Raw genomic sequence first — 21819 nt, 5'->3', positions numbered from 1 at the left:
CCTCATGGACATCGCAAGACTGATCGGGAGGACTTGATGGCCCAATATGATGTTGTGGTGGTGGGATCGGGCGCTGCGGGCATGACTGCGGCGATCAGGGCCGCGTCCGCCGGGCTGTCGGTCCTCGTGCTTGAAAAGGCCGAACATTTCGGCGGCACGACATCGGTTTCGGGCGGCGGCATCTGGATTCCCGACAGCCCGCAGGCCAAGGCCGCCGGTGTCGAGGACAGCCGCGCCGTGGCGCGCCAATATGTGCTGGACGTGATCGGACCGACGGCCAATCCCGCGCTGATCGACGCCTATCTCGACGCCGGTCCGGAAATGGTGGAATGGCTGGACAAGAACAGCGAGGTTCATTTCCTTCTCTCGCCGCCCAGCAGTGACTGGTACCCTGAAGTCGGCGGCGCCGCCGATCATGGCCGACTGCTTTCGCCGCAGGAATATGACGGCAAGAAACTGGGCGATCACTTCGCCGAGCTTCGTCCGGCACGCGAGGAGTTCAACGCGCCGGGCGGCTTCATGATCGATCTGTTCGACCTTCCTTATCTGGCCGAAATGCCGTCGCCCAGGTCGCTGTTCCATTTCGGCAAGCTGGCCGCGAAATTCGGCCTGGACAAGGTGCGCCGCTATCCGCGCGGTACGCGGCTGACCATGGGCAATGCGCTGGCGGCGCGGCTGATCCGGTCGGCCATCGATGCTGGCGTCACGCTCCGCAAGGACGCCGCTGTCGATCGGCTGCTGGTGAAGGCCGGCCGCGTGACCGGCGTGCGCGTCGGCGGCGAGGACATCGAAGCAAGGGTTGGCGTCCTGCTGGCGTCCGGCGGTTTTTCGGCCAGTGAGCAGTTGCGCAAGGCCTATATCCCCTATGCCGAGGAGCATATCTCGATCCTGCCTTATGAAAATACCGGTGACGGGATGAATATGGGGCTGGATGCCGGGGCGTCGCTGGACGGCGACAATCTGGTCAATGCCGTCTGGGCCGTGGTTTCCAAGATGACGCGGCCGGACGGCTATGTCGCGCGCTACGCGCATCTGATCGACATGTCGAAGCCCGGCTGCATCGCGGTCGATGCCAAGGGCGAGCGTTTCGGGAATGAGGCGTCCGTCCACTTTGTCGAGGCCATGCACAAGAGCGGCACCGTGCCCGCCCACATCATCGGGGATGCCGCGTTCATCAAGAAATATGGCATGGGCATGGTGTATCCCGGCGGCGGCGGTCTCAAGAAACTGATCGCGGCGGGCTATGTCACAGCGGCGCCCAGCCTGCGCGAACTGGCGGACAAGATCGGTGTGGACGCCGACGGGCTGGTGGCGACGGTCGCGAAAATGAACCGCTATGCCGAGACCGGCAAGGATCTGGATTTCGGCAAGGGCGACACGCAGATCGATATCGAGATCGGCGATCCCAGGCATCAGCCCAACCCGTGTCTTGGTCGGGTGGAAAAGGCACCCTTCTATGCCATCCAAATCTATCCGGGCGACGGGTCCACGACGGTGGGCCTCAAGATCGACGCGCAATGCCGCGTGATCGGAACAGATGGCGCGCCGGTAGCAGGACTGTTTGCGGCCGGGCTTGATGCCAATTCCATCTGGCGCGGCAAATCGCCGGCGCATGGCTGCAATGTCGGCCCGGCCATGGTGACAGGGTTCATCGCCGGCAAAGCCATGGCCGAGTCACTGGTGCCGGCCTGATTCTTTGGGGGGGACGGCAGGAGCCGGGTCAAGGTTATCCTTGGCCCCGGCTCCTGCCGTAGCAACTACTGAGATCAACCTTAAAGCATCGTGCGGAAAAGTGGAAACCGGTTTTCCGCATAAACGATGCGACAACAGAAACTTAGAGCGCGCGACCTGCGCCGAATTTAACGCAGCGCGCTCTAGCTGTACGCCGGTTCGGCAACCATGCCGGCCCGCGCCCGAGCCGTCGCCACCAGCTTGAAAAGACCCGCATTATAGTCGGTCAGCTGGTCCATGGTCAGATCCCGATAGGGCGTCATCGGGCAGAGCGAGTCCACCACATCCCAGAACGGCTCGATTTTTTCGAGAACTTCGTCCACCGGCCCGCAGGTCACGAAGGCTTCGACCATCGCATCGGACACATTGCCGATGACCTTGGCGATGTCGCCATGCTCACCCAGGCTCAACTGGCAGGCGCGCGCCTGATCGCCAAAGCCGATCGCCTCGAAGAAGGGCTCATATTCCTTGTATCCGGAATAGGCCGCGACGGTGGCGCGGCTGTCGTCGATCGCCTTCTGCTTGTCATCATTGACCGCGATCCAAGGCCAGGCGTTGATTTCGATATCTTCGCGCCTGCGGCCATATTGGGCCAGCTTCTCGTTGATGAAAGGCAGTCGGCTCCTGGTATAGGCCGCGGACCAGAGGGCATGGACCATCAGACCGTCGCCGATTTCCAGCGCAAGCGCAGTCATCTTGTCCTGTAGCGCCGCGATCCAGATCGGAATCTCTTCCCGCACCGGGGGCGCGGTCAGCATCATTTCCTCAAAATCGGCGGAGAAATATTCCCCCTCGATCGGATCGAGCCCCTTATGCGCGTTGGCGATGACATAGCGGATCACCTTGACGCTTTCGCGCAGGTGGGACAGCAGCTTGCGTTCGGGTTCGCCATACATGCCCGTGACGCAGCTCTTGATGCTGGAGCCCAGCCCCAGCACGAAGCGGCCATTGGAAATGCGATCGACGTCCATCGCCGCGTAGGCGGTTTCCACCGGACTGCGCGTCCCGGCAATAGCGACGCCGGTGCCGACCTTCAGGCTGCTCGTCAGCGCGGCGGTCGCAGCCATCGGAACGAAGGGCGGGCCGTAAATTTGCAGCGAAAAGCAGCCCTCGAAGCCCGCCTGTTCCATCTGCTGGCCGATACCCGCCATGGCGGGGGCAGGCAGGGTGGGCATGACGGCCCACCAGCGGCGTTCACCGCCGACGGCATTGACGAGCTTGGACATGGCGACTCCGGAAAAGGAAAAAAGGAGCGGACGCTGCCGTCCGCCCATGGGGAGAGATCAGATCAGAACTGGAACAGTTCCTTGCGCAGGCCGATGATGTCGCTGCAATCGGCGCTGACATTGTCGCGATAGGCGAAGTCGCCCTTCGCCTGCCGGTCGGCAAGTTCCATCATCGCCATGCGATAGCGCTGCCCGGCCTGGTCGAACTTGCTGTGCAGGTCCTTGCGGTCGGTATGGCGCATATAGCGCGGGCTTTGCGGCGAGGTCATGTAGCTGTCCTGCCGCGACACCTTGTAACCCGCCTTGGGCATGACATGGCGGAACATCAGGCCCGCGTTGGAGGTGTTCATGACCATTTCCATCCGCGTGCGGTCCCGCGTTTCGGGCGTGCAGGGGTGGAACAGCGGCACATCGTCACCGGGGCTGAACCGGCCATAGGCGATGGCGCAGTGAGAGCGCAGATAGATGCGGATCACCTGCCGCACATTCTGGGTCGGCTGCTTGATGCCGCTGAAGAATTTCATCACCGGGGCGACCGACTTGTTGACGCAGGTGCGGACCATGGTGACGGTCTCGCTGTCGTAGAAGGTTTCCACGGTTTCGCTGTCCGACCGTTCGTCGCCGACGACGTCGGCATGCAGGAAGTCGGCATGGGTAAGGTCGATCAGATTTTCCAGGCTGATCGGCGCGGCGCTCTCAAAGCGGACGGTCGCGGTCATGTGCCGCGGCAGGCCACCCTTGGGAGGGAGGAAGGGCAGGCTGGGGAGATGGGCCGGGTCTGCCGCCAGCGGGTTGCCGAACCACACCCAGACCACGCCATAATGTTCCATCACCGGATACCGGCCGCGTGCGTCGGTAAATTCGCTCTTGTCGCGTGCGATCCGCTCATTGGGATGGAATTCGCTGGCGACGGCGACGCCATTGTCGCGCCACAGGAAGATGGGGTGCGAATAGATGGCGCGGCGGACGGGCTTCCCCGTCACGGAATAATCATGCGCCACCGGAAACCAGCTGTCGCGCATCACGAGATTATGCGGCACCCAGCGGTTGATGGCGTTCAGGGCGATCGGGTTGCCACCTGATGGCGCGGCGGAATTGTCGTCGTGCGAAACGGGACGATCGGCGGTTTCGAGCATCTTCAAATCCTCCTTCAGGCCGCTACGGTCTGATCATGGGTCGCGGGGGCGCTTTCCAGCATTGCCTTGCGCAGATCCTCGCCATGCAGCGAGACGGTGGGCTTGGTGGCACGCAGTTTCGATCCGTCGACCGATGCGAGCACCGACAGCGGGTTGATCCCGCGCAGCACCGCGCCGCGCACGCCCGGATGGCGAACGCCCAGTTCGGCCCGCCAGCGGACGGCTGTCACCCCCCGCGCCGAGGGGACGGGCGAAAGAACGGCGTGGAGCAGATCGTTGAATTGGTCGTCGCGCAGCGTCAACTGCGTCTCGCCAGTCAGCGGATGGGTGCGCGTCAGCAGGGTAAGCGGAAATTCGGCCACGAAATGCGACGGCCAATGCAGCGGGTGCCACTGGCAATTGCGCTCCATCACCAGCATCCCGCCTTCCTCATGCAGTTCCGACATCAGATAGGGGCTGAAGCGGACACCGCGGATCGCGATGACGAGGCTCGGATCGTCATAAAGCGCATTCAGATATTCCTGATGGCTGCAACTGACGTTGACCGTGCCGATATAGCTGTATTTGGGATCGGCGCTGAGCGGCGCTTCCGCCTTGGGATTGAGGCAGACCCGCACGAAGCCCGCCTGCTCGCTGACGCCAAAGGCATTGGCCTTGTAGATCGGCGGGAATTTCTGCTGGTCCTTCATGTTCGGGATTTCCTTCAGGCGTCCCGACTCGCCGTCATAGCTCCAGCCATGGTAGCCGCACTGGATCCAGCCATTGTCGCGGATGCAGCCCAGCGATAGCGGGGCGCGACGATGGGGACAGCGATCCTCCAGCGCGCGGGCGATACCGTGATTGTCGCGCCACAGCACGACCGGCTGATCACCGATATCGACGGACAGCGGCTTTTCGGAGGTCACTTCCTCGGACCGTGCGACAGCCCACCAAAGATCAGAATCGAGACTCATAGCGCTATCCACTCTCCTTTCGATTAAATTGACGGATGACAATTTATATGTCAACGTCTTTTCACTATGAATCTGCAGATGCTCGATCGTCCCCAGCGCACCCGCGGCCGTCCCGCCCTCAATGCCGCCCAGGCCGTGGATGAGGACAAGCTGTTGGGCCTGGCTTTCTCAACCTTCGCGGAGCGCGGTTATGAGGGAACGACGCTGCGCGATCTGTCGAAGCGGCTTGGGGTCAGCCACAATCTCCTGAATGTCCGGTTCGGCCGGAAGGAGGATCTGTGGATACGCGCGGTCGACTGGCGCATGGCGCAGGCCTCGCCCTTCGTCGAAGCCGCTTTTGACGAGCCGGCCGATCCGGAAGTGCGGCTGCGCCATCTGATCCAGCGTTTCTGCCTGTGGGCGACGAGCAATGGCGACATCGTGTCGCTGACCAATGTGGAAGGCTGCCGTTCGACCTGGCGGCTTGACCATATCGTCGAACATTTTGTGCTGCCGTTCCAGCGGCGGCTCGATGGTCTGCTCGACGCGGTGCGGTTGCAGCGGCCGGTTCACGGCCTGTCGACGGCGGCGTTGATGGCGCTGCTGGTGCAGGGGGTCGGCTATTATTTCTGTGCCGTGCCGATGCAGCAGCGGCTGGGGGCCGGGCAGGAAGTGGATGATATGCATGCGGCCGAGCATGCCGATCGCCTGGCCGCCTTCCTGCTCGCCGCCCTCCTTCCTCCGGTCGCCTGACCGACGCGGAAGAAGGGCAGTGGCACATCTGTTTACTTATAGGGATCGACAGGCTGGGGGACTTCCACCACGCCGATGTCCTTCAGCATGGTCAGCACGTCGGAAATGCTGAAGATGCTGATGATCTTGTCGTCCTTGAACTTGACGATCGAGAACCAGTTGACCTGAAACTCGTTGCCGGTCGGCTGCACGCCCATATAGGGGCCGCCGACATGCTTGCAATAATGGGTCGCGTAGATCCAGATTTCATCGTCGCCTTTGCCGACCGCGTCGATGGTCTTGTAGGCGGCGGGGAAGAAGGTCTTGTAGAGCGCGACCGGCGAGGTCTTCCACTGCTCATAGGTGCCCAGATCCGGCCGGTTGGGGTTGCCGTAGCGAAATTCGGGATGGAAAAATCGATCCATGCCGTCAAAGTCGCCGGCATTCAGGGTTTCCTGCAGGTCGGTCCAATGCTTGACCATCTGCTTCTGCTTGTCGGTCAGTACGGTCGAATCCGACACGTCGAGCTGTTCACGAATATCTTCTTTCCAGGCCATGATAGTCCTCTCTCATTCATTCAGGGGTGGTGCGTTATGCTCAGTCTTCAGGCGCGATGGTGATCGTAAGGCCCGAAAGCGCTTCCGACATCATGACCTGACAGGACAGGCGCGAATAGTCGTTGCGATGCGGCGATCCATCCAGCAGATCGCTTTCATCGTCCGATACCGGGGGCAGGGACTGAGCGAAGGCCGGGTCGACATAGACATGGCACGTCGCGCAGGAGCAACAGCCGCCACATAGCGCCAGCAACTCATCGAAACCGGAATCACGGATGGCTTCCATCACTGACGTATCGGCGGATGCCTTGATCGTCTGCTGGGCGCCGTCACGGGTAATGACATTCAATTCGGGCATGGCATTCCTCTGCTGGAATCGGAATCGATGCCCCCTCCTAATCAGGGCGCACTGATTTCCCTCCTGTCGAAAGGCAGGTTGTGAGATTGGCTATTTCACCTCGACCTGGACCGGGAAACGATCGAAATAGAAAGCGAAGGGGCGGCGCAATTCCTCGCCGGTCACATGAAAATCGCGTTCCAGATCATAGACGATCTTGCCCTTTGTCTGCTCGCCATGCTCGGCCAGATAGCTGTGCATATCGGCCAGCGCCTGATCGGTCAGGGGGATGTCGGCAATACGATAGATTTCCTTCAGGATCGGGTCGGGATTTCTGATCCAGTCGTGGAAATAGACATCGATCGTCCGGTCGGGGGGCAGGATGTCGCGATCCCGCACGCAGGCGCGGAGCAGCTTCTCATAACGGTCGGGCCAGTAGCCAAGCGGTTCCTGAATATCGACCGTCTTGCGGAACATGCGCGCCGCATAGCTATACATGGTGAGCTGCGACCGGATCGATCCGACCGGATCGCGATGGGTCAGGACGAAGGTGGCGTCGGGAAAGGTCTTATAGAGGGCGGGTAACTGCTCCATATGCTGCGGGCATTTGATGACCCAGCGGTTCGAGCCATTCAGATATGTCAGGACCTGAAGGCCCTTCTTCAGATAGGCATAGGTGCCCGACTGGTCGTGGCTGAGATAATAATCGCGCCAGCGCGGCACATGCGCGAGCCACTCGATCAGATAGGAGGAGAAGTCGACCGCCTGAAGCTCGATATCCTCGCTGATATGATCGGGCGAAAATTCGTGCATGATCGCCATATGGGGCAGGATGGATTCCATCATCCGCCAGCCCTGTTCCGCCTTGGTCCAGCGGGGATTGCTATCCTCAGGTGTCGGGGTTTCGTCAGGGGCGGGAACCGGCGCGATCGCTTCCCACCAGGGCAGGGAGCGGAACCGGCGGTCGGCCGACAGCAGACCGAGGAGATGCGTCGTGCCCGATCGGGGAAGGCCCGCGACGATGATCGGCCGGACGATCTGGATGTCCAATATCTCCGGGTGGCGCTTCACTATGTCCTCGATCCGCAGGCGGGTCGCGGCAAAGCGGATCATCATCTGGAACAGATTGGCGCGCGTGACCGCCGAGGCGTTGGCATCCTCGTCCACGGCCTGGCACCATACGGCCAGCCGTTCGCGAAAATCGTCCGCGCCGAAATCCGACAGCCCGGTCTGCGCCTGCGCCGCAGTCAAAATGACCTCCGGCTGGAGGACGATCTGATCCGCCGCCGCTTCGGCCCCGGCCATCACCTGCATCTGGACATCGGTCAGCACGGGGTGATGCAGGTCGGTAATGTCAATGATGTTACGGCGCGCGGCCTCTTCCTGCGCGGGACTGCCCATGTCGCTCTCCTTTTATCGATGCGCCATCTAAAAGCACGGACCCTTTCTTCCGCAAGGTGCGCAGCCATCGCCACTGCGCCAAATGCTCCGCAAAAGCGCCATGCTGCGCAGGATGGCATCGCGGCACGCGAAACTGTTCGGAGAGTTTAGATGAACGCTGTTTCCCAGGTCTATGATCTGCCCGTCACACCGGCCATGGAGTGTACGGTTCGGGGCCGGATCGCGCTGCCCGGCGTGGTGATGGAATTGCACCATTATCGCTTCCGTGGCCTGCAGGGCGGGATATTTTCGTCGCCCCGCAGCTTTCTGGATCTCGCGCTGTCTCCTCGCCCCGGTCGTCCCTGTGGCGGCTATGGCGGGATCGGAGAGGGCAGAGCCAGCGCCCTGGGTGACGTGCTGTTCGTCCCGGCCCGAAGCGAACTTCATACCGAGTGGGGCGAGGGCGAGCAGACATCGATATGCTGCGGCTTCGACGGGATGGGATTCGATCATGACGAGCCGGATCTGTCGAACGACGCCTTGCAGGCATCGCTCGACGTTCGCAGCCCCGCCGTGCGTGAGGCGCTCCGGCGCATTGCGGGTGAGATTGCGCAGCCCGGCTTTTGCAGCGAGATGCTGACACAGGCGATATGGCTTCAGGCCGCGATCGAGTTACAGCGCTATCTGCGCGTTTCGGGCGGCGATACCGGAATACGGGGGAGTGGCATGTCCCGGGCCCAGCTTCAACGCATCGGCGATCGCATCGAGCAGCCGGGTAAGCCCCCATCCGTCGCCGAGTTGGCGGCGGAATGCGGCCTTTCCACCCGTCATTTCTTCCGCCAGTTCAAGGTTGCTACGGGGCAGACGCTCACCCGCTATGTCGCCGACCGCAAGATCGACAGGGCAAAGCAATTGTTGCGCCAGGCCGGCCCGGCGATCAAGGTCATCGCCTGGGATTGCGGCTTCGACAGCGCGGCCGCCTTTTCAGCCGCCTTCCGCAAGGCGACCGGCCTGACGCCCCGGCAGTTTCGTGAAGGCATGATGCATTGAAGGCAGGGCCGTTTCGCGATGGCATTGGCGCGATCGCGAAACTGGCCCCCCTTGTCCATCGGCGCGGTCGCCAGCAATGTTGCGTCAAAGCGCCGCCTATGTTCGAGCGGCCAACGGGAGAATTGGACGTGCCGGAAAACCTGTTCGATCTGAGCGGCAAGGTGGCGCTGATCACGGGCGCCAATTCGGGGCTGGGGTTCGGCTTTGCCCGCGGCCTCGCCCGCGCGGGCAGTGACGTCATCCTCTGGGGGCGGCGCGCCGACAGGAATGAGGAGGCGGCAGCGGCGTTGCGCGCGCATGGGGTGCGGGTGTTCGCTGACGTGGTCGATGTCGCCAGCGAACCCGCGATCGTTGCCGGCTTCGCCCGCGCGCTCGATGCCATGGGCCGGGTCGACACGGTGGTCGCCAATGCCGGTATCGCCAGCCGGGTGCCGTTCACGGACATGGACGTCGCCACCTATCGCAAGCTGATCGACGTCAATCTCGATGGCGCGGTCTTCACCCTGCGGGAGGGCGCGCGGCATATGAAGGCGCGCGCCGAGGCGGGCGATCCGGGGGGCTCGCTGATCATCTGCGGCAGCGGTTCGATCTTCCAGGGCGTGCCGACCATGGCCCATTATGGCATTGCCAAGGGCGCGCTCAATGCCCTCGCCAAGGCGCTGGCGGCCGAACTCGGTCCGATCGGCGTGCGCTGCAATGTCATCGCACCGGGTTTCATCGAAACCGAGATGACATTTGCAGACCCGGAGGTTGGCAAGATGATTGCGGACGTGGTCGCCGCGAAGGCGCCGCTCGGGCGAGCGGGCAAGCCGGCCGATCTGGAAGGCGCGGTCGTCTATCTGGCGAGCGACATGGCGGCCTATCACACTGGCGACACGCTGGTCGTGGACGGGGGGAAGATGTCCGCCAACTGACCGACGGACTGTCGATAATAGCAGGAGATATGCATGTTCGCCCGGCCCAACAGCCAGCATTGCCAGGTCGCCTATGTCACCAACGATCTCGACGCGGCGATGGCCGCGCTCAAGAACGCTTATGGCACGCCCGGCTTCTTCGAGTTGTCGAACATCCAGCCCGGCGAAGACCCGACCGGCAAGCCGGTGCTGAAGATCGCGCTGGCGGTGGTCGGCGGCGTGGAGGTCGAACTGATCGAACCGGTGGGCGACACGGCCCCCTTGTTCAGCGATTTTCTGCCCGAGGGCGATGACCTGGCCATTCGCTTTCATCATGTCGCGACCCGGATCGACGGACCGCTTGCCCACTGGGAGGCGCATGTCGCCTCGCTCGACCTGGCGCGGCACCCGGTTGTGTTCGAGGGCGCATTAGGCGACGTGCTGCGATATATCTATACCGACGAGCGCGCGACGCTGGGCCATTATGTCGAGCATGTCTGGATGGCGCCCGACCTTCTGGCGCAGATGCGCGCCGTCGTCCCCACCTATCCGCCAGTAAAGGACTGATTGCATGACCATCGCCCTGTCCCGCCTCAATTTCCGCGACATTGGCGGCCTGCCGACCGCGGGCGGAGGGCAGGTCCGGTCCGGCATCCTGTTCCGGTCCGAAGGCCCGGCCAGTTTTTTCGAGGATCATCATGCGGAACTGTCGGACCTGGGCTTTCGCTCGGTGGCGGATCTCCGATCGACGATCGAGAGGGATGCGGCGCCTCATGACTGGTGCGGCCCGGATTGCCGGATGCTCGACCTCGACATGAATACGGACCTGCGCGCGCAGGGGGAAGATATGTGGATGTCGCTCGGTCACGAGCCGACCGCCGCGCGCGCCGCCGAGGTGATGGCGCATAATTACGGCCTGATGCCGCAGGCCTTTCTGCCCCATCTGCCGCTGATGGTCGACGCGCTGCTGGCTCATGACACGCCGATGCTGGTCCATTGCACTGCAGGCAAGGATCGCACCGGTGTCGTCGTCGCCCTGTTCCTAGACCTGCTCGCAGTGTCGCGTCCCGTGATTGTCGAGGATTATCGCAAGTCCGATATATTCGGCCAGAATCTGCGCGTGTCGGGTCATCTCAAGCGCGATCTGCAAAAGACCTTCGGCTTCGTTCCGCCCGACGACATGGTGGCGGTGTTGATCGGTGTGCAGGATGATTTCCTCACGCGGGCGCTCGATATGGTCGTGACGCGCTGGGGCGGGATCGAAGGCTATTTCGAGGCGGCAGGTGTCGACGCGGGGCGGCGAGCGGCGCTGAGACAATTGCTTGCCACAGACTAGGCGGGAAATCTGCGCGGGCGTGTCCGCCACCCTGGCCGGGCTTCTGCTGCCGGGGCGTCGGCCGTCAACCGGAAGAAGATGGTGGAGAATGAGATGAGCGACAACGGCATTTTCGAATGGGAAGACTTGCTCGACCAGCTTCGCCCCCTGGGCCAGTTGATGCGCGACCGTATCCCGGAAAGGCTGCGCGGCGATCCACAGCTTATGCAGGAATCGATGCGCCTGCTGCTGTCGGGCGTGCTGCGGACGACCAACGACGCGATCATGCATGATCGCAGTCACCCGATTTTCGTGCCCGAACTCAATATCTGCCAGAATATCTTTCAGCCTAATGCGGATACGATCTACAAGGCGGCGCTGATCGAAAAGGGCGGGACCTATCGCATCCGGGGCGATCGCGGCACGACGCGGATGATGATCCTGGCTCAGCTTGGCCCGGACACGCTGCGCACCGGCCAGCATCATCCCGCACAGGACGCCAATGATTTCAATGATCTGCATATCGGTGCCGATGGGGCCTTCGATGTCATCCTCTCGCCGACGCGTCCCGCCGGCTATGATGGCGACTGGTGGGAACTAAAACCCGCGACCGAGAAGCTGATGGTCCGGATCGTCGCCTGCGACTGGGGTGTCGAGCGCGAGCCGCGCTTCGGCATCGTGCGTCTGGATGCCGATCACGCCGCCAAGGGACGCCCGACGCTGGCGCAACTGGCGCATCGTTTTGCCGAGATTCCCGCCACGGCGACGGTCTGTGCGCTGGCCTTTCCCGACAAGGTGCAGAAACTGCGCGACGAGGGGCTGATCAACACGCTGAAGGTCGTCGACTTCTCGCAGATGACGGGCCTTGCCCGGCAGTCCTATTATGAGGGCGCCTATGATCTGGCCGATGACGAGGCGCTGATAACTGAGGTGCAGATCCCCAGGGAAGTCGACTATTGGTCGCTGATCCTGACCAACGAACTCTATGAGACGACCGACTGGTATCATAATCAGTCCAGCCTCAATGCGGCGCAGGCCGTGGTCGATGGCGACGGCTATTTTCGCGCGGTCATTTCCGCGCACGATCCGGGCGTTCACAACTGGCTTGACACATCGGGCTATGCCAGCGGCGCTGTGCAGGGGCGCTGGTTCAACACCGACGAGCGGCCCACGCCGACGATGAAGAAGGTCAAGCTCGCCGACGTGCGCAGCCATCTGCCCGCCGACACTGTACTGGTGACACCGGACGCGCGCGCCGAAGCGCTTCGCGAACGCACGCTCCGCGCGCACACGCGCATCATCTGGTGAGGGGGGAACCAATGAGCGACGAACTGGCCAGACTTCTCGACTATGAGGCGATCCGCAATGTGAAGGCGCGCTATTGCCGCTTTCTCGACACCAAGGACTGGGATGGCTTCCTCTCTCTGTTCACGCCCGATGCGGTGTTGGATGTGGAGGAGGACACCGGCAATCCCCCGATGAGCGGGCACGCCGCCATATTGGAGCAGGTGCGTTCCGCGGTCATCGACGCATGCTCGGCGCATCAGATCCACTCGTCGGAAATCGACCTGCGCGGCGATGAGGCGGACATGATCACGGCGATGCAGGACCGGGTGGTCTGGGCGCCGGGCAAATGTCCGATCCCCGGCGGTCAGTCGATCACCGGTTTCGGCCATTATACCGAACGCTATGTGCGTCAGGACGGACAGTGGAAAATCGCTGCGCTCAAGCTCACGCGCCTCTATGTCGAGGTGCATCCCGAACCTGCCGTTTGACAGGTTGCCAATGCTCCTCCCAACGGCAATGCAGTGGCATATATTTGAGAGGACATGGGAATGACGGAAGCGGTGGAACCCGGCGCGCAGGCACTTTTCGACAAGTTCGGCACCTATATCCTCCCCGGGCGGGTCAATGATCCGCGCCGCGGCATCGACGAAGCGAAAGAGGCGGAGCGCATCGGCCTTGGCTGCGTGTGGATATCCGAACGCTATGCGCTGAAGGAACCGGCGGTGCTGGCGGGCGCGGTGGCCGAGGCCACGTCGAAGATCCGCATCACCGGCACCCTATATGCGACGATGCGCCATCCGCTCGTCACCGCCAGCGTCGCCGACATGATGCAGGCGATGAGCGGCGAGCGGTTCCGCCTGATGTTCGCGCGGGCGGTTCCGGCCTATATGAAGATGCTGGGTTCGCCGCCGATCACCATGGAGCGGCTGGCCGATCTGATCTCGATCTGCCGGCGCCTCTGGGCGGGTGAGAAGATCGATTATGAGGGTGTGCTGGGCAAATTCCCCGCCATCAATCTGACCGATCGCCATTGCGGCACGCCCCCGCCGATCATCTTCACTGCGATCGGGCCCAAAAGCCTGGAATTCGCTGGCGAACATTGCGACGGCGTGCTGCTGCATCCCTTCGTGTCGGCGCAGGGGGTGAAGAACAGCGCCAAGATCGTCCGCGACGCGGCGGAGAAGGCCGGCCGCGATCCCATGTCCGTGCGCATCTATCACAATATCATCGTCGCCCCGGACCTGCCCAAGGACGAGGAAGAGGCCGTCGTCGGCGGCCGCGCCATCACCTATTTCGAACTGCCCGGCTTTGGCGACCTGATCGTCGACATCAACGGCTGGGACAAGAAGGTGCTGGAGGATATCCGCGCCCATCCCAAGATTGCAGGCCTCAACGGCAAGCCGGCGGATCAGGCCTATACGCGGCAGGAGCTGGTCGACGTCAGTCGGCTCATTCCGCAGCAATGGCTGGACGAGGGCGCTGCGGTGGGGACCGCGGCCCAATGCGCCGATCAGCTCATGGGGTTCCTGGATGCTGGCGCCGATGAAATTCTGCTCCACGGCTCGTCGCCCAAGGATATGGGGCCGCTCACCACCGAACTGAAGCGCGCGCTGGCGGCGAAGGGGCTGTAATCATGGAATTGCTGACTCCCGATCGTATCACCGTCCAGTTGCAGGACTGGCTGGCGAGCGAAAAGCCCGAGTGGCGCGACATCCGCGTTCGCCCGCTCAATGTGACGCTGGGCGCGGGCTTTTCGGCGGACATCTTCTTTGTCGACGTCGACTATGTCGATCCGGCTGGTGCCCAGAGCCAGACGCTTGTGGTCCGCCGTCAGCCGATGGATCTGGAAGTGGTGTTCGGCAGCAGCCTCGCGCTTCAGGGCAGGATGATGGCGGCGCTCGATGCGCGCGGCGATCTGCCCGTGCCGCCCTGGATCGGCATGCATCTCGACCCCGATATTCTCGGCCTGCCTTTCCTGGTGATGGGCAAGGTGGAAGGGGAATGCGCCAAGCAAAAGCCCAATTATAATCTGGAAGGCTGGCTGGTCGAGATGACCCCGGAACAGCGGCGGCAAACATTCACCAATGCCATCAACGCTTTTGCCAGCCTGGCGACGATCGACTGGCGCGACGGCTTTGAATTTCTCGCCCAGCCGGAAAATGGGCGGCCGGGTCTCGATCAATATGTCGGTGCGCTGGAGGCGTGGCACAAGGCTGCGGGGCGCGGCCGGACGATGCCCATCGTCGATGCCGCCATGGCCTATGTGCGCGCCAACATGCCTGCCGATGCGGGGGTGAATGTGTTGTGGGGCGATCCCACGCCGTCGAACGTCATGTTCGCGGCCGACGGTAGCGTCAACGCGCTGATCGACTGGGAACTCGCGGCACTGGGGCCGGCGGAGCTTGACCTCGCCTGGTGGCTCTATTTCGACGATCTGTTCGGCCGCCGCTTTGGTATCACCCGGCTGGAAGGCCTGCCGAGCAAGGACGAGACGATTGCCATCTGGGAAGCGGCAAGCGGACAGAAGGCCGGGCATCTCAATTATTATGACATCGTCGCGGCGCTCCGCATGGCGCTGGTCGCGGTGGGCGCCTTCGACCGGCAGGTCGGCATCGGCAACATCTCTGCGACGAACAAATCGCTCAACGACAATTTCATGACCCTTTACCTGGCCGAAAAGCTGGGGCTGCCCATCCCCGAACTGGGACCGGATTTCGTGGCCTTCATGAAGAATCTGACGCCGGTGGAAGACAAGGCGGCCTGACGCGGCTCGCTGCGGGCATAAGTGAATTGCCTGCTTGACCACGGCCTCTTCTATTAAATACACAGTGTGGAATAATAGTGGAGAGGCGAGTCATGAGGCAGCGGTCGGACGAGGGGCATTCATGAACGGAGCTGTCGCGGAGCGCTCGCCTCTCGACGTCGATGCGCTGATCGCGGAGGCGGGCGCCGCGACCGGACTGTCCGATTTCGGACCGGACCTGTCCTTCATGACGGGCTTTCGCCGGCTGGTCGAAGCGGTCGAGGCGATGGACCCGCCTGCCCAGCTGCGCGAGACCGCGCATCACAAGATTGTCGGTTTGCTCGCGACCCGGTTGCGCTTCGCCGAAGACGAAAGGCAGCATCCGGACATTGTCGCGCAGGACGTGGGGGACCCGCTGATCGTCTGCGGCCTGCCGCGCACCGGGACGACGATCACCTATGACCTGCTCTGCCTTGATCCGGCCGCTCGCGCGCCCCGCGAATGGGAATGGTATATCCCCTGGCCTGCCCCGGAAGAAGCGAGTTTCGACAGCGATCCGCGCATCGCGCAGGTGCAGGCCATTTATGAAAACTGGCTGAAACACGCGCCGCAACTGGCCGATATCCAGCGGATGGACTGCACGCAGCCGGGAGAGTGCAATCATGGCATGATGCTGCATTTCGCCAGCACCAATTTTCCGGCCGAACTGGGGGTTCCCGATTTCGCCCGCTGGTTGCAGGATACCGTGCCGGAAGGGCAATATCGCACCCACAAGCGGATGCTCCAGCAATATCAGTGGAAAGGACCCAAGGGCCGCTGGACGCTGAAATCACCGCAGCATCTGATGGACCTGCCCGGTCTGGTGGAGGCCTATCCCGGCGCGATGCTGGTGTGGACGCATCGCGATCCGGTGCTGACCTTCTCTTCGTTGTCGAGCATGATCGCGGGGTTCCTCGCTGCCGTGGGCGGCGCAGACGACCTGAAGGCGATCGGCCGGTCGGTGGTCGACACCTGGTGCGCGGCGATGGCCCGCGCGACCGAGGCGCGGGCGAATGATCCGGCGATCGAGGGCCGCATTCTCGACCTCGCCCATCGCGATATCGTTGCCGATCCGATGGCGGCGATGCAGCGCATCTACGACCGCTTCGCTCTGTCCTTCACCGACGAGCATCGCGACCGCATCACCGCTTTTCTGGCAGATAATCCGGCCGCCAGCCGCCTTGGCAAGCACAAGCATAGTCCGGAACAGTTCGGCATCGATCCGGGCGAGGTGCATGAGCGGCTTGCCGGCTATTATGCGCGCTACGGCCATCTGTTCGACCGCGCGCGACCCTGATGTCTGGAGTATGAGCATGAGCGTTCTCGACCGTTTCCGCCTCGACGGGCGCACCGCCATCCTGACCGGCGTAGGGCCGGGCGTGGGAGAACATGTCGCCAAGGCCTATGCCGAATTGGGCGCCAATGTGGTCCTCTCCGCCCGCTCGCAGGGCCGGCTCGACCGGATTGCCGCAGAGATCAACGCGGCCGACGGCGGCAGGGCGATCGCCATCGCCGCCGATGCAGGCGAGAAGGCCGATCTCGAACGGCTGGTGGCGGGCGCCCGTGAGGCTTTTGGGCCGATCCATATCGTTTTCAACAATGCCGCGGCCGGCGTGGTCTATGCCGCTGATGGCGGGCTTTGGGCGAACACGGACGACGTCTGGAAAACGGCGATGGACGTCAATGTCATGGCGACCTGGCGTCTGACCGAACTGACCGAGGCCGATATGAAGGCGCATGGCAAGGGCAGCATCATTTCAGTCCAGAGCTGCGGCGGCTTCACGCCAATCCCGCCCGCCGTCGCCTATGGCGTGTCTAAGGCGGCGCTGCTCTTTCTGGTGCGCGAGCTGGCCAAGACGCAGGCGCCGCACACGCGGATCAACTGCCTGTGCGTCGGATCGATGAGTCCGGACGGACAAGAGGCCGATATTCACAAGGGGCTGGGCCTGGCCGAGCGCAACGCGATCAAGCGCTTCGGCGCGGCGGACGAGGCGGTAGGCGCAGCCATATTGCTGGCGGGGGACGGCTCCAGCTACACGACCGGCAGCACCATCTTCACCGAAGGCGGCCGGGTGGGGACCATTTCATGACCGCCAACCCCCTCTGGACCGAAGATCAGGCGGCGGCGGAACGGCTGGCGCTACGCCTGATCGAACGGGCCGACATCCGCGCCGCGCGCGAGGAGGCGCGCCTCCTCTTATTGGCCGATCCGCTGGCGGCTACGCTCGACGGACGGCTGGGGCTGGATCGTGCGCTCGATCAGTGGGTGCTGGGGCTCGCCATGCGCGAAGCCAATGGTGATCCCGCCGATCCCAAGGTCGTCTGGAATATCAGCAACGCCCCGCGGCGCTGGTTCGGCCACATCTATCCGGGTGCGGCGGTGGCGATCGACAATCCTGACAATTTCAATCGTGAAATTCCGGTCGATGGCGATGGGCACTATGCCGTCGACATTCGCTTTTCCGCCGATCCGCCACAGTTCAGCATTGTTGCCGAGGTCGAGCCGGAGCATCATGCGGGACTTGGCCGTAATCTGGGCGCGCTGACGCTTCAGCAACTTCTGCCCTTCTGCGATGCCGATGGGCAGGTGACGGTGACCGTCGGCCCGCAGGAAGGCGGTGCGACCCATTTGCGGACCGAGCCGGGCGCGCGGATTCAGGTCTATACCCGTGACAGTCAGCGCGACTGGCGGCAGGTGCCGGCACAGGTCAGCGTCCGTCGCCTCGACCCGCCATCGGACCGGCGCCCGCGCAGCGAGAGCGAGATTGCCCGGACCATCATCGCCGACCTGCCTGCCTGGGTCGCCTTCTGGTCGGGTTTCAAAAATGATTTTCTCGGCCATCCCGAACCCAATCGGCTGATCGGACCCAATGGCCGCGACGGGGGTTGGGGCTATCTGGCCGGTGGGCGCTTTGCACTGGGGGAAGGGCAGGGGTTGCTAGTGACCATCGATCCGGCGGGCAGCTATTATACCGGCATCCAGATCGCCGACCCGTGGACGATCTCGCCAGATCCGATGCTTCGCATGGTCAGCCTCAACAGTGGGCAGGTCACGCCCGCCGTAGACTGCACGGTCAGCTATGTGGTGGCGGGCGTCGATCCGGGCATCGCCAACTGGATCGATACGACGGGCCTCGAAGAAGGCTGGGTGCTGCTGCGCTGGCAGGGCGTGTCCGAAGGCGCCGACCCCGCCCGCTTCATTCGCGACGTGCGTGTCGTCGATCTGGCGGCCATCGACCGCGAAGTGGACGCAGGCGTTCCCCGGGTCGATCTCGCCCTGCGAGAACAGCAGTTGCGCGATCGCGCGCGCCAGCATGGCCTGCGAACCCATGCCGCAATCTGGGGAGACGCATGATGCAGCCCAAGGGCTCGATACTGGAACTGTGTCAGGTGGTGCGCGACATGGAGCGCGCATTGGCTCACTGGACGCGGGTCATGGGGGCGGGACCGTTTTTCGTTTTCGACGTGCCCGTGCTGCCGGGCCAGATCTATCGTGGCGCGCCGACGCAGGTGGCGATGAAGGTCGCGTTCGGCTTTTCCGGCGGACTGCTGATCGAACTGCTCCAGCAGACGAATGAGGGGCCTTCGGTCTTCACCGAAATGCTCGACCGTCATGGCGATGGCTATCATCATGTCATGCTGCGCATTCCCTATGACGAGGGGGTGGAGCGGCTGTCCGGCGAAGGCTATGCCATGGCGTTCAGCGGAATGATGGCGTCGGGTGAAAGGTTCGCGCTGTTCGATACCCGCGCAGGCAATGGCGGCTATGTCGAACTGATGGAGCTTTCGCCTGCGATGGAAGCGTCGCTCGACCGGATGCACGCCGCCCATCGCGCGTGGGACGGGATCAGCCGCCCCGTCCGATCCATCGCCGACCTTGCCTTAGGCTCAGGCCGCGCCCGCGATGGCGCGGATCGCGGTTAGCAGCATGTCCGTCGCGCGGGTGAAGGCGGCTTCCACCACATCGCGCTGCATCGCCAGCCGTTCGTCATTGTCGGTCAGGCTTTCCGACACGACGACATTGCCCAGCACGATGACGGAAAAAATCACCAGCATCTCTTCGCTTTGCGGCCGTGTCAGCCCTGCCTCGGCCAGCGCCTCGAAGATGGCGCGGCGGATCGCCAGCGCATTGGGTTGCTCCAGCCGGTTGGCGCTGCGTGACAGGATGAAGGCGGCGGACCCCGGAAAATCGCGATAGGCCAGATGGACCGCGCGGGCGATGCTGCGGAGGCGGCTTTCCCAATCCGGCGCCGACAGGTCGGGCATCCGGCCGCGCAGAATCTCGTCGGTCAGCAGGCCGAGCATCTCCTCCTTGTCGCGGACATGATGGTAGAGCAGACGCGGGGACACGCCCAGACGCTGCGCCACCGGACGGATATTGAGCGATTCGATTCCGCCCGACCGGGCCATGTCCAGCAAGGTCGCGACCAGCCGGCTGCGGTCGAGCGCAGGCCCTTCGGATTGCGGCGGTCGGCCGCGCCGGGGAAGCCGTGCAAGCGGTTGTTGGTTTGCCCTCATGCCTTCGCTTTAAGCCGAGGCGCGGCACGGGTCCATGCCCCACGGTCCTGCAAGACCGTGGGGCAAAAAATCACAGTTTCTTCAGCTCGGCATTCGACAGGCTGGTCGTCACGCCCTTCTCACCCGCGCTCAGCGTGGTTGCGGGGATGGTGATGAACTTTCCGCGATAGATGACGCGCACCGCGCTCACGGCGCCGTCGCCGGCGGTCAGCACGCGATCGACCTTGCCGATCTTGGTTCCATCGGCGGAGTAGATCGCCTCGTTGCGATCCACCGCAGGCGCCTGGGCAAAGGCGGGCGCGGCCAGGCCCAGAGCCGTGAGCGCGATGATGATGGTCTTCATATGCTGAAATCCTTTGTCGAAGATGGCGACCTGTTGGCGCAGTCGAAGGATCGTTTCAAGAGAAAACCAATACACATCGAAAAGAATCTGTTCTATCTGTCTTACATGCATGAAAAAAGCAGCCGGATGGCAATCGGAGAGGCGATGAAGGGCAGGGGCGGGTCAGGCGCACGCGACCAATGGTTTCTGCTGCTTCTGGGCGCGATTTACATGTTCAACTTCATCGATCGCACGATCATCGCCGTGGTCGGCGAGGCGATTCGCCACGATCTGCGGCTGAGCGATCTTCAACTCGGCATGCTCGGCGGGCTGGCCTTCTCGCTCTTCTATGCCGTGCTGGGCATTCCGCTGGCGCGGCTGGCCGAACGCTACAGCCGGGTACGGATCATCGCTGTGGTGACAATGCTCTGGTCGCTGATGACCGCGCTCTCCGGCGCAGCGGGAAGTTATGTCCAGCTCTTGCTGTGCCGCATGGGCGTAGGCATCGGAGAAGCGGGCTTCACACCGGCGCTCGTCTCGATGATTTCCGACCGGTTCGATGCCGGTCGCCGCGCGGTCGTCTTTTCGCTGATAGCGATAGGGGTACCTCTGGGCGGCGCCATAGCGGCGATCGCTGGTGGCGCGGTCGCGCAGACATTCGGTTGGCGGCTCGCGCTCGTGGCGGTCGGCGCACCCGGTCTGCTGCTGGCGCTTCTGCTGATCGCGACGATTCCCGAGCCCGAGCGGAAAGATGCGGGGCAAAGCGTGGATACGCCGCCCTTCGCCATGGTGTTGCGGCGGCTCGCCCATTCGCCCGCCTTCCTGCACCTGACCTTCGGCAGCGGTTTCGTAGGGCTGGTCGGGTTCGGGACCAACCTGTTCCTGATCCCTTTGCTGGTCCGCCGCTTCGATCTGCCGCTTGCCCACGCAGGTCTTATGTTTGCGCTTTCGTTCAGTCTGGCGACAATGGTCGGGCAGGTCAGCGGCGGCTATCTGATCGGACGCCTGATCCGGCGTGATATACGCTGGGGCGGATGGGCGCCCGCGATCGCGGTGGGGCTGGCGCTGCCCTTCTATCTGCTCGCGATTCATCAGTCGGACTGGCGATGGCTGGTCGCCTTTCTCTTCGTCGCCACCACCTTACTCTACGCCTTCACCCCCGCCATCATGACCATTACACAATCGCTGGTCGAACCGCGCATGCGGGCATCCGCCGCCGCGCTCCACTCCTTCGGCCAGACCGTGGCCGGGCTGGGATTGGGATCGGTGGTGCTGGGCTATCTCAGCGATCGTTTGGCCGTGTTTCTCTACGAGGGGAATTATGCCGCGGACTGTCTCGCTGCGGGGAGGGGGCCACCGCCGGCGGCCTGTCTCTCGGCTGCGGCAAGCGGTCTGCAACTGAGCATGCAGCTATCCGCATCCGTGCTTTTGATCGCGGTTCTCCACTATCTTCTCGCCGCAAAAAAATCTACCGCTGGAGGCAAATGCGTCGTGAAGGACGGGAAAGCTGTCGAGGTTCGGCCAAGCGGCCCTGAACGGGATGACGCGTCGGTCTTGGCTATGCCACCCTCCCGGCCTGTCGATTACAGGACCGCGTACAGGCGGCGGAAAGGATAATGAG

At 63.1% G+C, this 21819-nt stretch carries 23 protein-coding genes; 15 read left to right on the top strand and 8 right to left on the bottom strand.

From position 1 onward, the window contains the following. Positions 1-36 precede the first annotated feature (36 nt). Entirely contained in the window at positions 37-1692 is a 1656-nt protein-coding gene (locus tag K426_RS23720) for an FAD-dependent oxidoreductase (RefSeq protein ID WP_066562975.1), read from the top strand. A 182-nt stretch (positions 1693-1874) separates the two neighbouring features. Here the strand turns inward: K426_RS23720 and K426_RS23715 are convergent, their stop codons facing one another. From K426_RS23715 to K426_RS23705, 3 genes are all read right to left on the bottom strand, one after another. Continuing rightward, complete coding sequence (locus K426_RS23715; protein ID WP_066563903.1) at positions 1875-2957, bottom strand: LLM class flavin-dependent oxidoreductase; 1083 nt, start codon at positions 2955-2957, stop codon at positions 1875-1877. A 62-nt stretch (positions 2958-3019) separates the two neighbouring features. Next, positions 3020-4093 carry an aromatic ring-hydroxylating dioxygenase subunit alpha gene (locus K426_RS23710; RefSeq protein ID WP_066563901.1) on the bottom strand — a complete coding sequence of 358 codons (1074 nt, stop codon included), beginning with the start codon at positions 4091-4093 and terminating at the stop codon, positions 3020-3022. Positions 4094-4107: 14 nt separating this feature from the next. After that, positions 4108-5046 carry a Rieske (2Fe-2S) protein gene (locus tag K426_RS23705; RefSeq protein ID WP_066562974.1) on the bottom strand — a complete coding sequence of 313 codons (939 nt, stop codon included), beginning with the start codon at positions 5044-5046 and terminating at the stop codon, positions 4108-4110. Between the two features lie 78 nt (positions 5047-5124). On the opposite strand from K426_RS23705, the gene K426_RS23700 reads away from it, so the two are divergent. Beyond that, a complete protein-coding gene (locus K426_RS23700) occupies positions 5125-5778 on the top strand; it encodes a TetR/AcrR family transcriptional regulator (protein WP_237230091.1) in 654 nt (217 codons plus the stop codon). A gap of 32 nt (positions 5779-5810) precedes the next feature. Here K426_RS23700 and K426_RS23695 read toward each other — a convergent pair whose 3' ends face one another. The 3 genes from K426_RS23695 to K426_RS23685 form a co-directional block, all read right to left on the bottom strand. Further along, positions 5811-6314, bottom strand: coding sequence for an ester cyclase (locus K426_RS23695; RefSeq protein ID WP_066562972.1), 504 nt, complete (start codon positions 6312-6314; stop codon positions 5811-5813). Between the two features lie 40 nt (positions 6315-6354). After that, entirely contained in the window at positions 6355-6672 is a 318-nt protein-coding gene (locus K426_RS23690) for a 2Fe-2S iron-sulfur cluster-binding protein (RefSeq protein WP_066562971.1), read from the bottom strand. 90 nt (positions 6673-6762) lie between these two features. Next, entirely contained in the window at positions 6763-8052 is a 1290-nt protein-coding gene (locus K426_RS23685; protein WP_066562970.1) for a sulfotransferase family protein, read from the bottom strand. 150 nt (positions 8053-8202) lie between these two features. Between K426_RS23685 and K426_RS23680 the strand changes: the two genes are divergently transcribed. The 12 genes from K426_RS23680 to K426_RS23625 all read left to right on the top strand — a co-directional run bounded on the left by K426_RS23680 (position 8203) and on the right by K426_RS23625 (position 19282). Further along, positions 8203-9081 (top strand): helix-turn-helix domain-containing protein, encoded by an 879-nt coding sequence (locus K426_RS23680; RefSeq protein WP_066562968.1) that lies wholly within the window; start codon positions 8203-8205, stop codon positions 9079-9081. 122 nt (positions 9082-9203) lie between these two features. Further along, complete coding sequence (locus tag K426_RS23675) at positions 9204-9995, top strand: SDR family NAD(P)-dependent oxidoreductase (protein ID WP_066563899.1); 792 nt, start codon at positions 9204-9206, stop codon at positions 9993-9995. 33 nt (positions 9996-10028) lie between these two features. After that, positions 10029-10541, top strand: a complete 513-nt coding sequence (locus K426_RS23670; RefSeq protein ID WP_066562966.1) for a VOC family protein — start codon at positions 10029-10031, stop codon at positions 10539-10541. 4 nt (positions 10542-10545) lie between these two features. Next, positions 10546-11310 (top strand): tyrosine-protein phosphatase, encoded by a 765-nt coding sequence (locus K426_RS23665; RefSeq protein WP_066562965.1) that lies wholly within the window; start codon positions 10546-10548, stop codon positions 11308-11310. 93 nt (positions 11311-11403) lie between these two features. Beyond that, positions 11404-12597 (top strand): DUF1214 domain-containing protein, encoded by a 1194-nt coding sequence (locus tag K426_RS23660; protein ID WP_237230090.1) that lies wholly within the window; start codon positions 11404-11406, stop codon positions 12595-12597. 11 nt (positions 12598-12608) lie between these two features. Then, entirely contained in the window at positions 12609-13064 is a 456-nt protein-coding gene (locus K426_RS23655) for a nuclear transport factor 2 family protein (RefSeq protein ID WP_066562961.1), read from the top strand. Between the two features lie 60 nt (positions 13065-13124). Beyond that, a complete protein-coding gene (locus K426_RS23650; protein ID WP_066562959.1) occupies positions 13125-14207 on the top strand; it encodes a TIGR03857 family LLM class F420-dependent oxidoreductase in 1083 nt (360 codons plus the stop codon). A gap of 2 nt (positions 14208-14209) precedes the next feature. Next, positions 14210-15340, top strand: a complete 1131-nt coding sequence (locus tag K426_RS23645) for a phosphotransferase family protein (protein ID WP_066562957.1) — start codon at positions 14210-14212, stop codon at positions 15338-15340. A gap of 121 nt (positions 15341-15461) precedes the next feature. Continuing rightward, positions 15462-16655, top strand: coding sequence for a sulfotransferase family protein (locus tag K426_RS23640; protein ID WP_066562954.1), 1194 nt, complete (start codon positions 15462-15464; stop codon positions 16653-16655). Positions 16656-16671: 16 nt separating this feature from the next. Further along, positions 16672-17448 (top strand): SDR family NAD(P)-dependent oxidoreductase, encoded by a 777-nt coding sequence (locus K426_RS23635; RefSeq protein ID WP_066563898.1) that lies wholly within the window; start codon positions 16672-16674, stop codon positions 17446-17448. Next, entirely contained in the window at positions 17445-18713 is a 1269-nt protein-coding gene (locus K426_RS23630) for a hypothetical protein (protein ID WP_066562952.1), read from the top strand. The genes K426_RS23635 and K426_RS23630 overlap by 4 nt, the downstream gene beginning before the upstream one ends. Beyond that, on the top strand, positions 18710-19282 hold the full coding sequence (locus K426_RS23625; RefSeq protein ID WP_066562950.1) for a VOC family protein: 573 nt from the start codon (positions 18710-18712) through the stop codon (positions 19280-19282). Before K426_RS23630 ends, K426_RS23625 begins: the two co-directional genes overlap by 4 nt. On the opposite strand, the gene K426_RS23620 is transcribed toward K426_RS23625, so the two are convergent. Both K426_RS23620 and K426_RS23615 read right to left on the bottom strand, forming a co-directional pair. Beyond that, complete coding sequence (locus K426_RS23620) at positions 19247-19876, bottom strand: TetR family transcriptional regulator (protein WP_066562947.1); 630 nt, start codon at positions 19874-19876, stop codon at positions 19247-19249. The genes K426_RS23625 and K426_RS23620 overlap by 36 nt on opposite strands. A gap of 70 nt (positions 19877-19946) precedes the next feature. Then, on the bottom strand, positions 19947-20219 hold the full coding sequence (locus K426_RS23615) for a PRC-barrel domain-containing protein (protein ID WP_066562946.1): 273 nt from the start codon (positions 20217-20219) through the stop codon (positions 19947-19949). Here K426_RS23615 and K426_RS23610 point away from each other — a divergent pair, their 5' ends adjacent. Further along, on the top strand, positions 20220-21815 hold the full coding sequence (locus tag K426_RS23610; RefSeq protein ID WP_237230089.1) for a spinster family MFS transporter: 1596 nt from the start codon (positions 20220-20222) through the stop codon (positions 21813-21815). Positions 21816-21819 lie beyond the last annotated feature (4 nt).

The sequence above is a fragment of the Sphingobium sp. TKS genome (assembly GCF_001563265.1).
In the GTDB taxonomy this organism is placed as follows: domain Bacteria; phylum Pseudomonadota; class Alphaproteobacteria; order Sphingomonadales; family Sphingomonadaceae; genus Sphingobium.
This window is presented reverse-complemented; position numbering and strand designations above follow the sequence as displayed.

What these genes read in the sequence shown, in the direction of transcription:
- K426_RS23615 (WP_066562946.1), bottom strand. Translation starts at nt 20,219, where the DNA reads ATGAAGACCATCATCATCGCGCTCACGGCTCTGGGCCTGGCCGCGCCC.
- K426_RS23700 (WP_237230091.1), top strand. Translation starts at nt 5,125, where the DNA reads ATGCTCGATCGTCCCCAGCGCACCCGCGGCCGTCCCGCCCTCAATGCC.
- K426_RS23650 (WP_066562959.1), top strand. Translation starts at nt 13,125, where the DNA reads ATGACGGAAGCGGTGGAACCCGGCGCGCAGGCACTTTTCGACAAGTTC.
- K426_RS23670 (WP_066562966.1), top strand. Translation starts at nt 10,029, where the DNA reads ATGTTCGCCCGGCCCAACAGCCAGCATTGCCAGGTCGCCTATGTCACC.
- K426_RS23710 (WP_066563901.1), bottom strand. Translation starts at nt 4,093, where the DNA reads ATGCTCGAAACCGCCGATCGTCCCGTTTCGCACGACGACAATTCCGCC.
- K426_RS23620 (WP_066562947.1), bottom strand. Translation starts at nt 19,876, where the DNA reads ATGAGGGCAAACCAACAACCGCTTGCACGGCTTCCCCGGCGCGGCCGA.
- K426_RS23720 (WP_066562975.1), top strand. Translation starts at nt 37, where the DNA reads ATGGCCCAATATGATGTTGTGGTGGTGGGATCGGGCGCTGCGGGCATG.
- K426_RS23685 (WP_066562970.1), bottom strand. Translation starts at nt 8,052, where the DNA reads ATGGGCAGTCCCGCGCAGGAAGAGGCCGCGCGCCGTAACATCATTGAC.
- K426_RS23705 (WP_066562974.1), bottom strand. Translation starts at nt 5,046, where the DNA reads ATGAGTCTCGATTCTGATCTTTGGTGGGCTGTCGCACGGTCCGAGGAA.
- K426_RS23640 (WP_066562954.1), top strand. Translation starts at nt 15,462, where the DNA reads ATGAACGGAGCTGTCGCGGAGCGCTCGCCTCTCGACGTCGATGCGCTG.
- K426_RS23715 (WP_066563903.1), bottom strand. Translation starts at nt 2,957, where the DNA reads ATGTCCAAGCTCGTCAATGCCGTCGGCGGTGAACGCCGCTGGTGGGCC.
- K426_RS23645 (WP_066562957.1), top strand. Translation starts at nt 14,210, where the DNA reads ATGGAATTGCTGACTCCCGATCGTATCACCGTCCAGTTGCAGGACTGG.
- K426_RS23695 (WP_066562972.1), bottom strand. Translation starts at nt 6,314, where the DNA reads ATGGCCTGGAAAGAAGATATTCGTGAACAGCTCGACGTGTCGGATTCG.
- K426_RS23690 (WP_066562971.1), bottom strand. Translation starts at nt 6,672, where the DNA reads ATGCCCGAATTGAATGTCATTACCCGTGACGGCGCCCAGCAGACGATC.
- K426_RS23635 (WP_066563898.1), top strand. Translation starts at nt 16,672, where the DNA reads ATGAGCGTTCTCGACCGTTTCCGCCTCGACGGGCGCACCGCCATCCTG.
- K426_RS23625 (WP_066562950.1), top strand. Translation starts at nt 18,710, where the DNA reads ATGATGCAGCCCAAGGGCTCGATACTGGAACTGTGTCAGGTGGTGCGC.
- K426_RS23660 (WP_237230090.1), top strand. Translation starts at nt 11,404, where the DNA reads ATGAGCGACAACGGCATTTTCGAATGGGAAGACTTGCTCGACCAGCTT.
- K426_RS23610 (WP_237230089.1), top strand. Translation starts at nt 20,220, where the DNA reads ATGCTGAAATCCTTTGTCGAAGATGGCGACCTGTTGGCGCAGTCGAAG.
- K426_RS23630 (WP_066562952.1), top strand. Translation starts at nt 17,445, where the DNA reads ATGACCGCCAACCCCCTCTGGACCGAAGATCAGGCGGCGGCGGAACGG.
- K426_RS23665 (WP_066562965.1), top strand. Translation starts at nt 10,546, where the DNA reads ATGACCATCGCCCTGTCCCGCCTCAATTTCCGCGACATTGGCGGCCTG.
- K426_RS23655 (WP_066562961.1), top strand. Translation starts at nt 12,609, where the DNA reads ATGAGCGACGAACTGGCCAGACTTCTCGACTATGAGGCGATCCGCAAT.
- K426_RS23680 (WP_066562968.1), top strand. Translation starts at nt 8,203, where the DNA reads ATGAACGCTGTTTCCCAGGTCTATGATCTGCCCGTCACACCGGCCATG.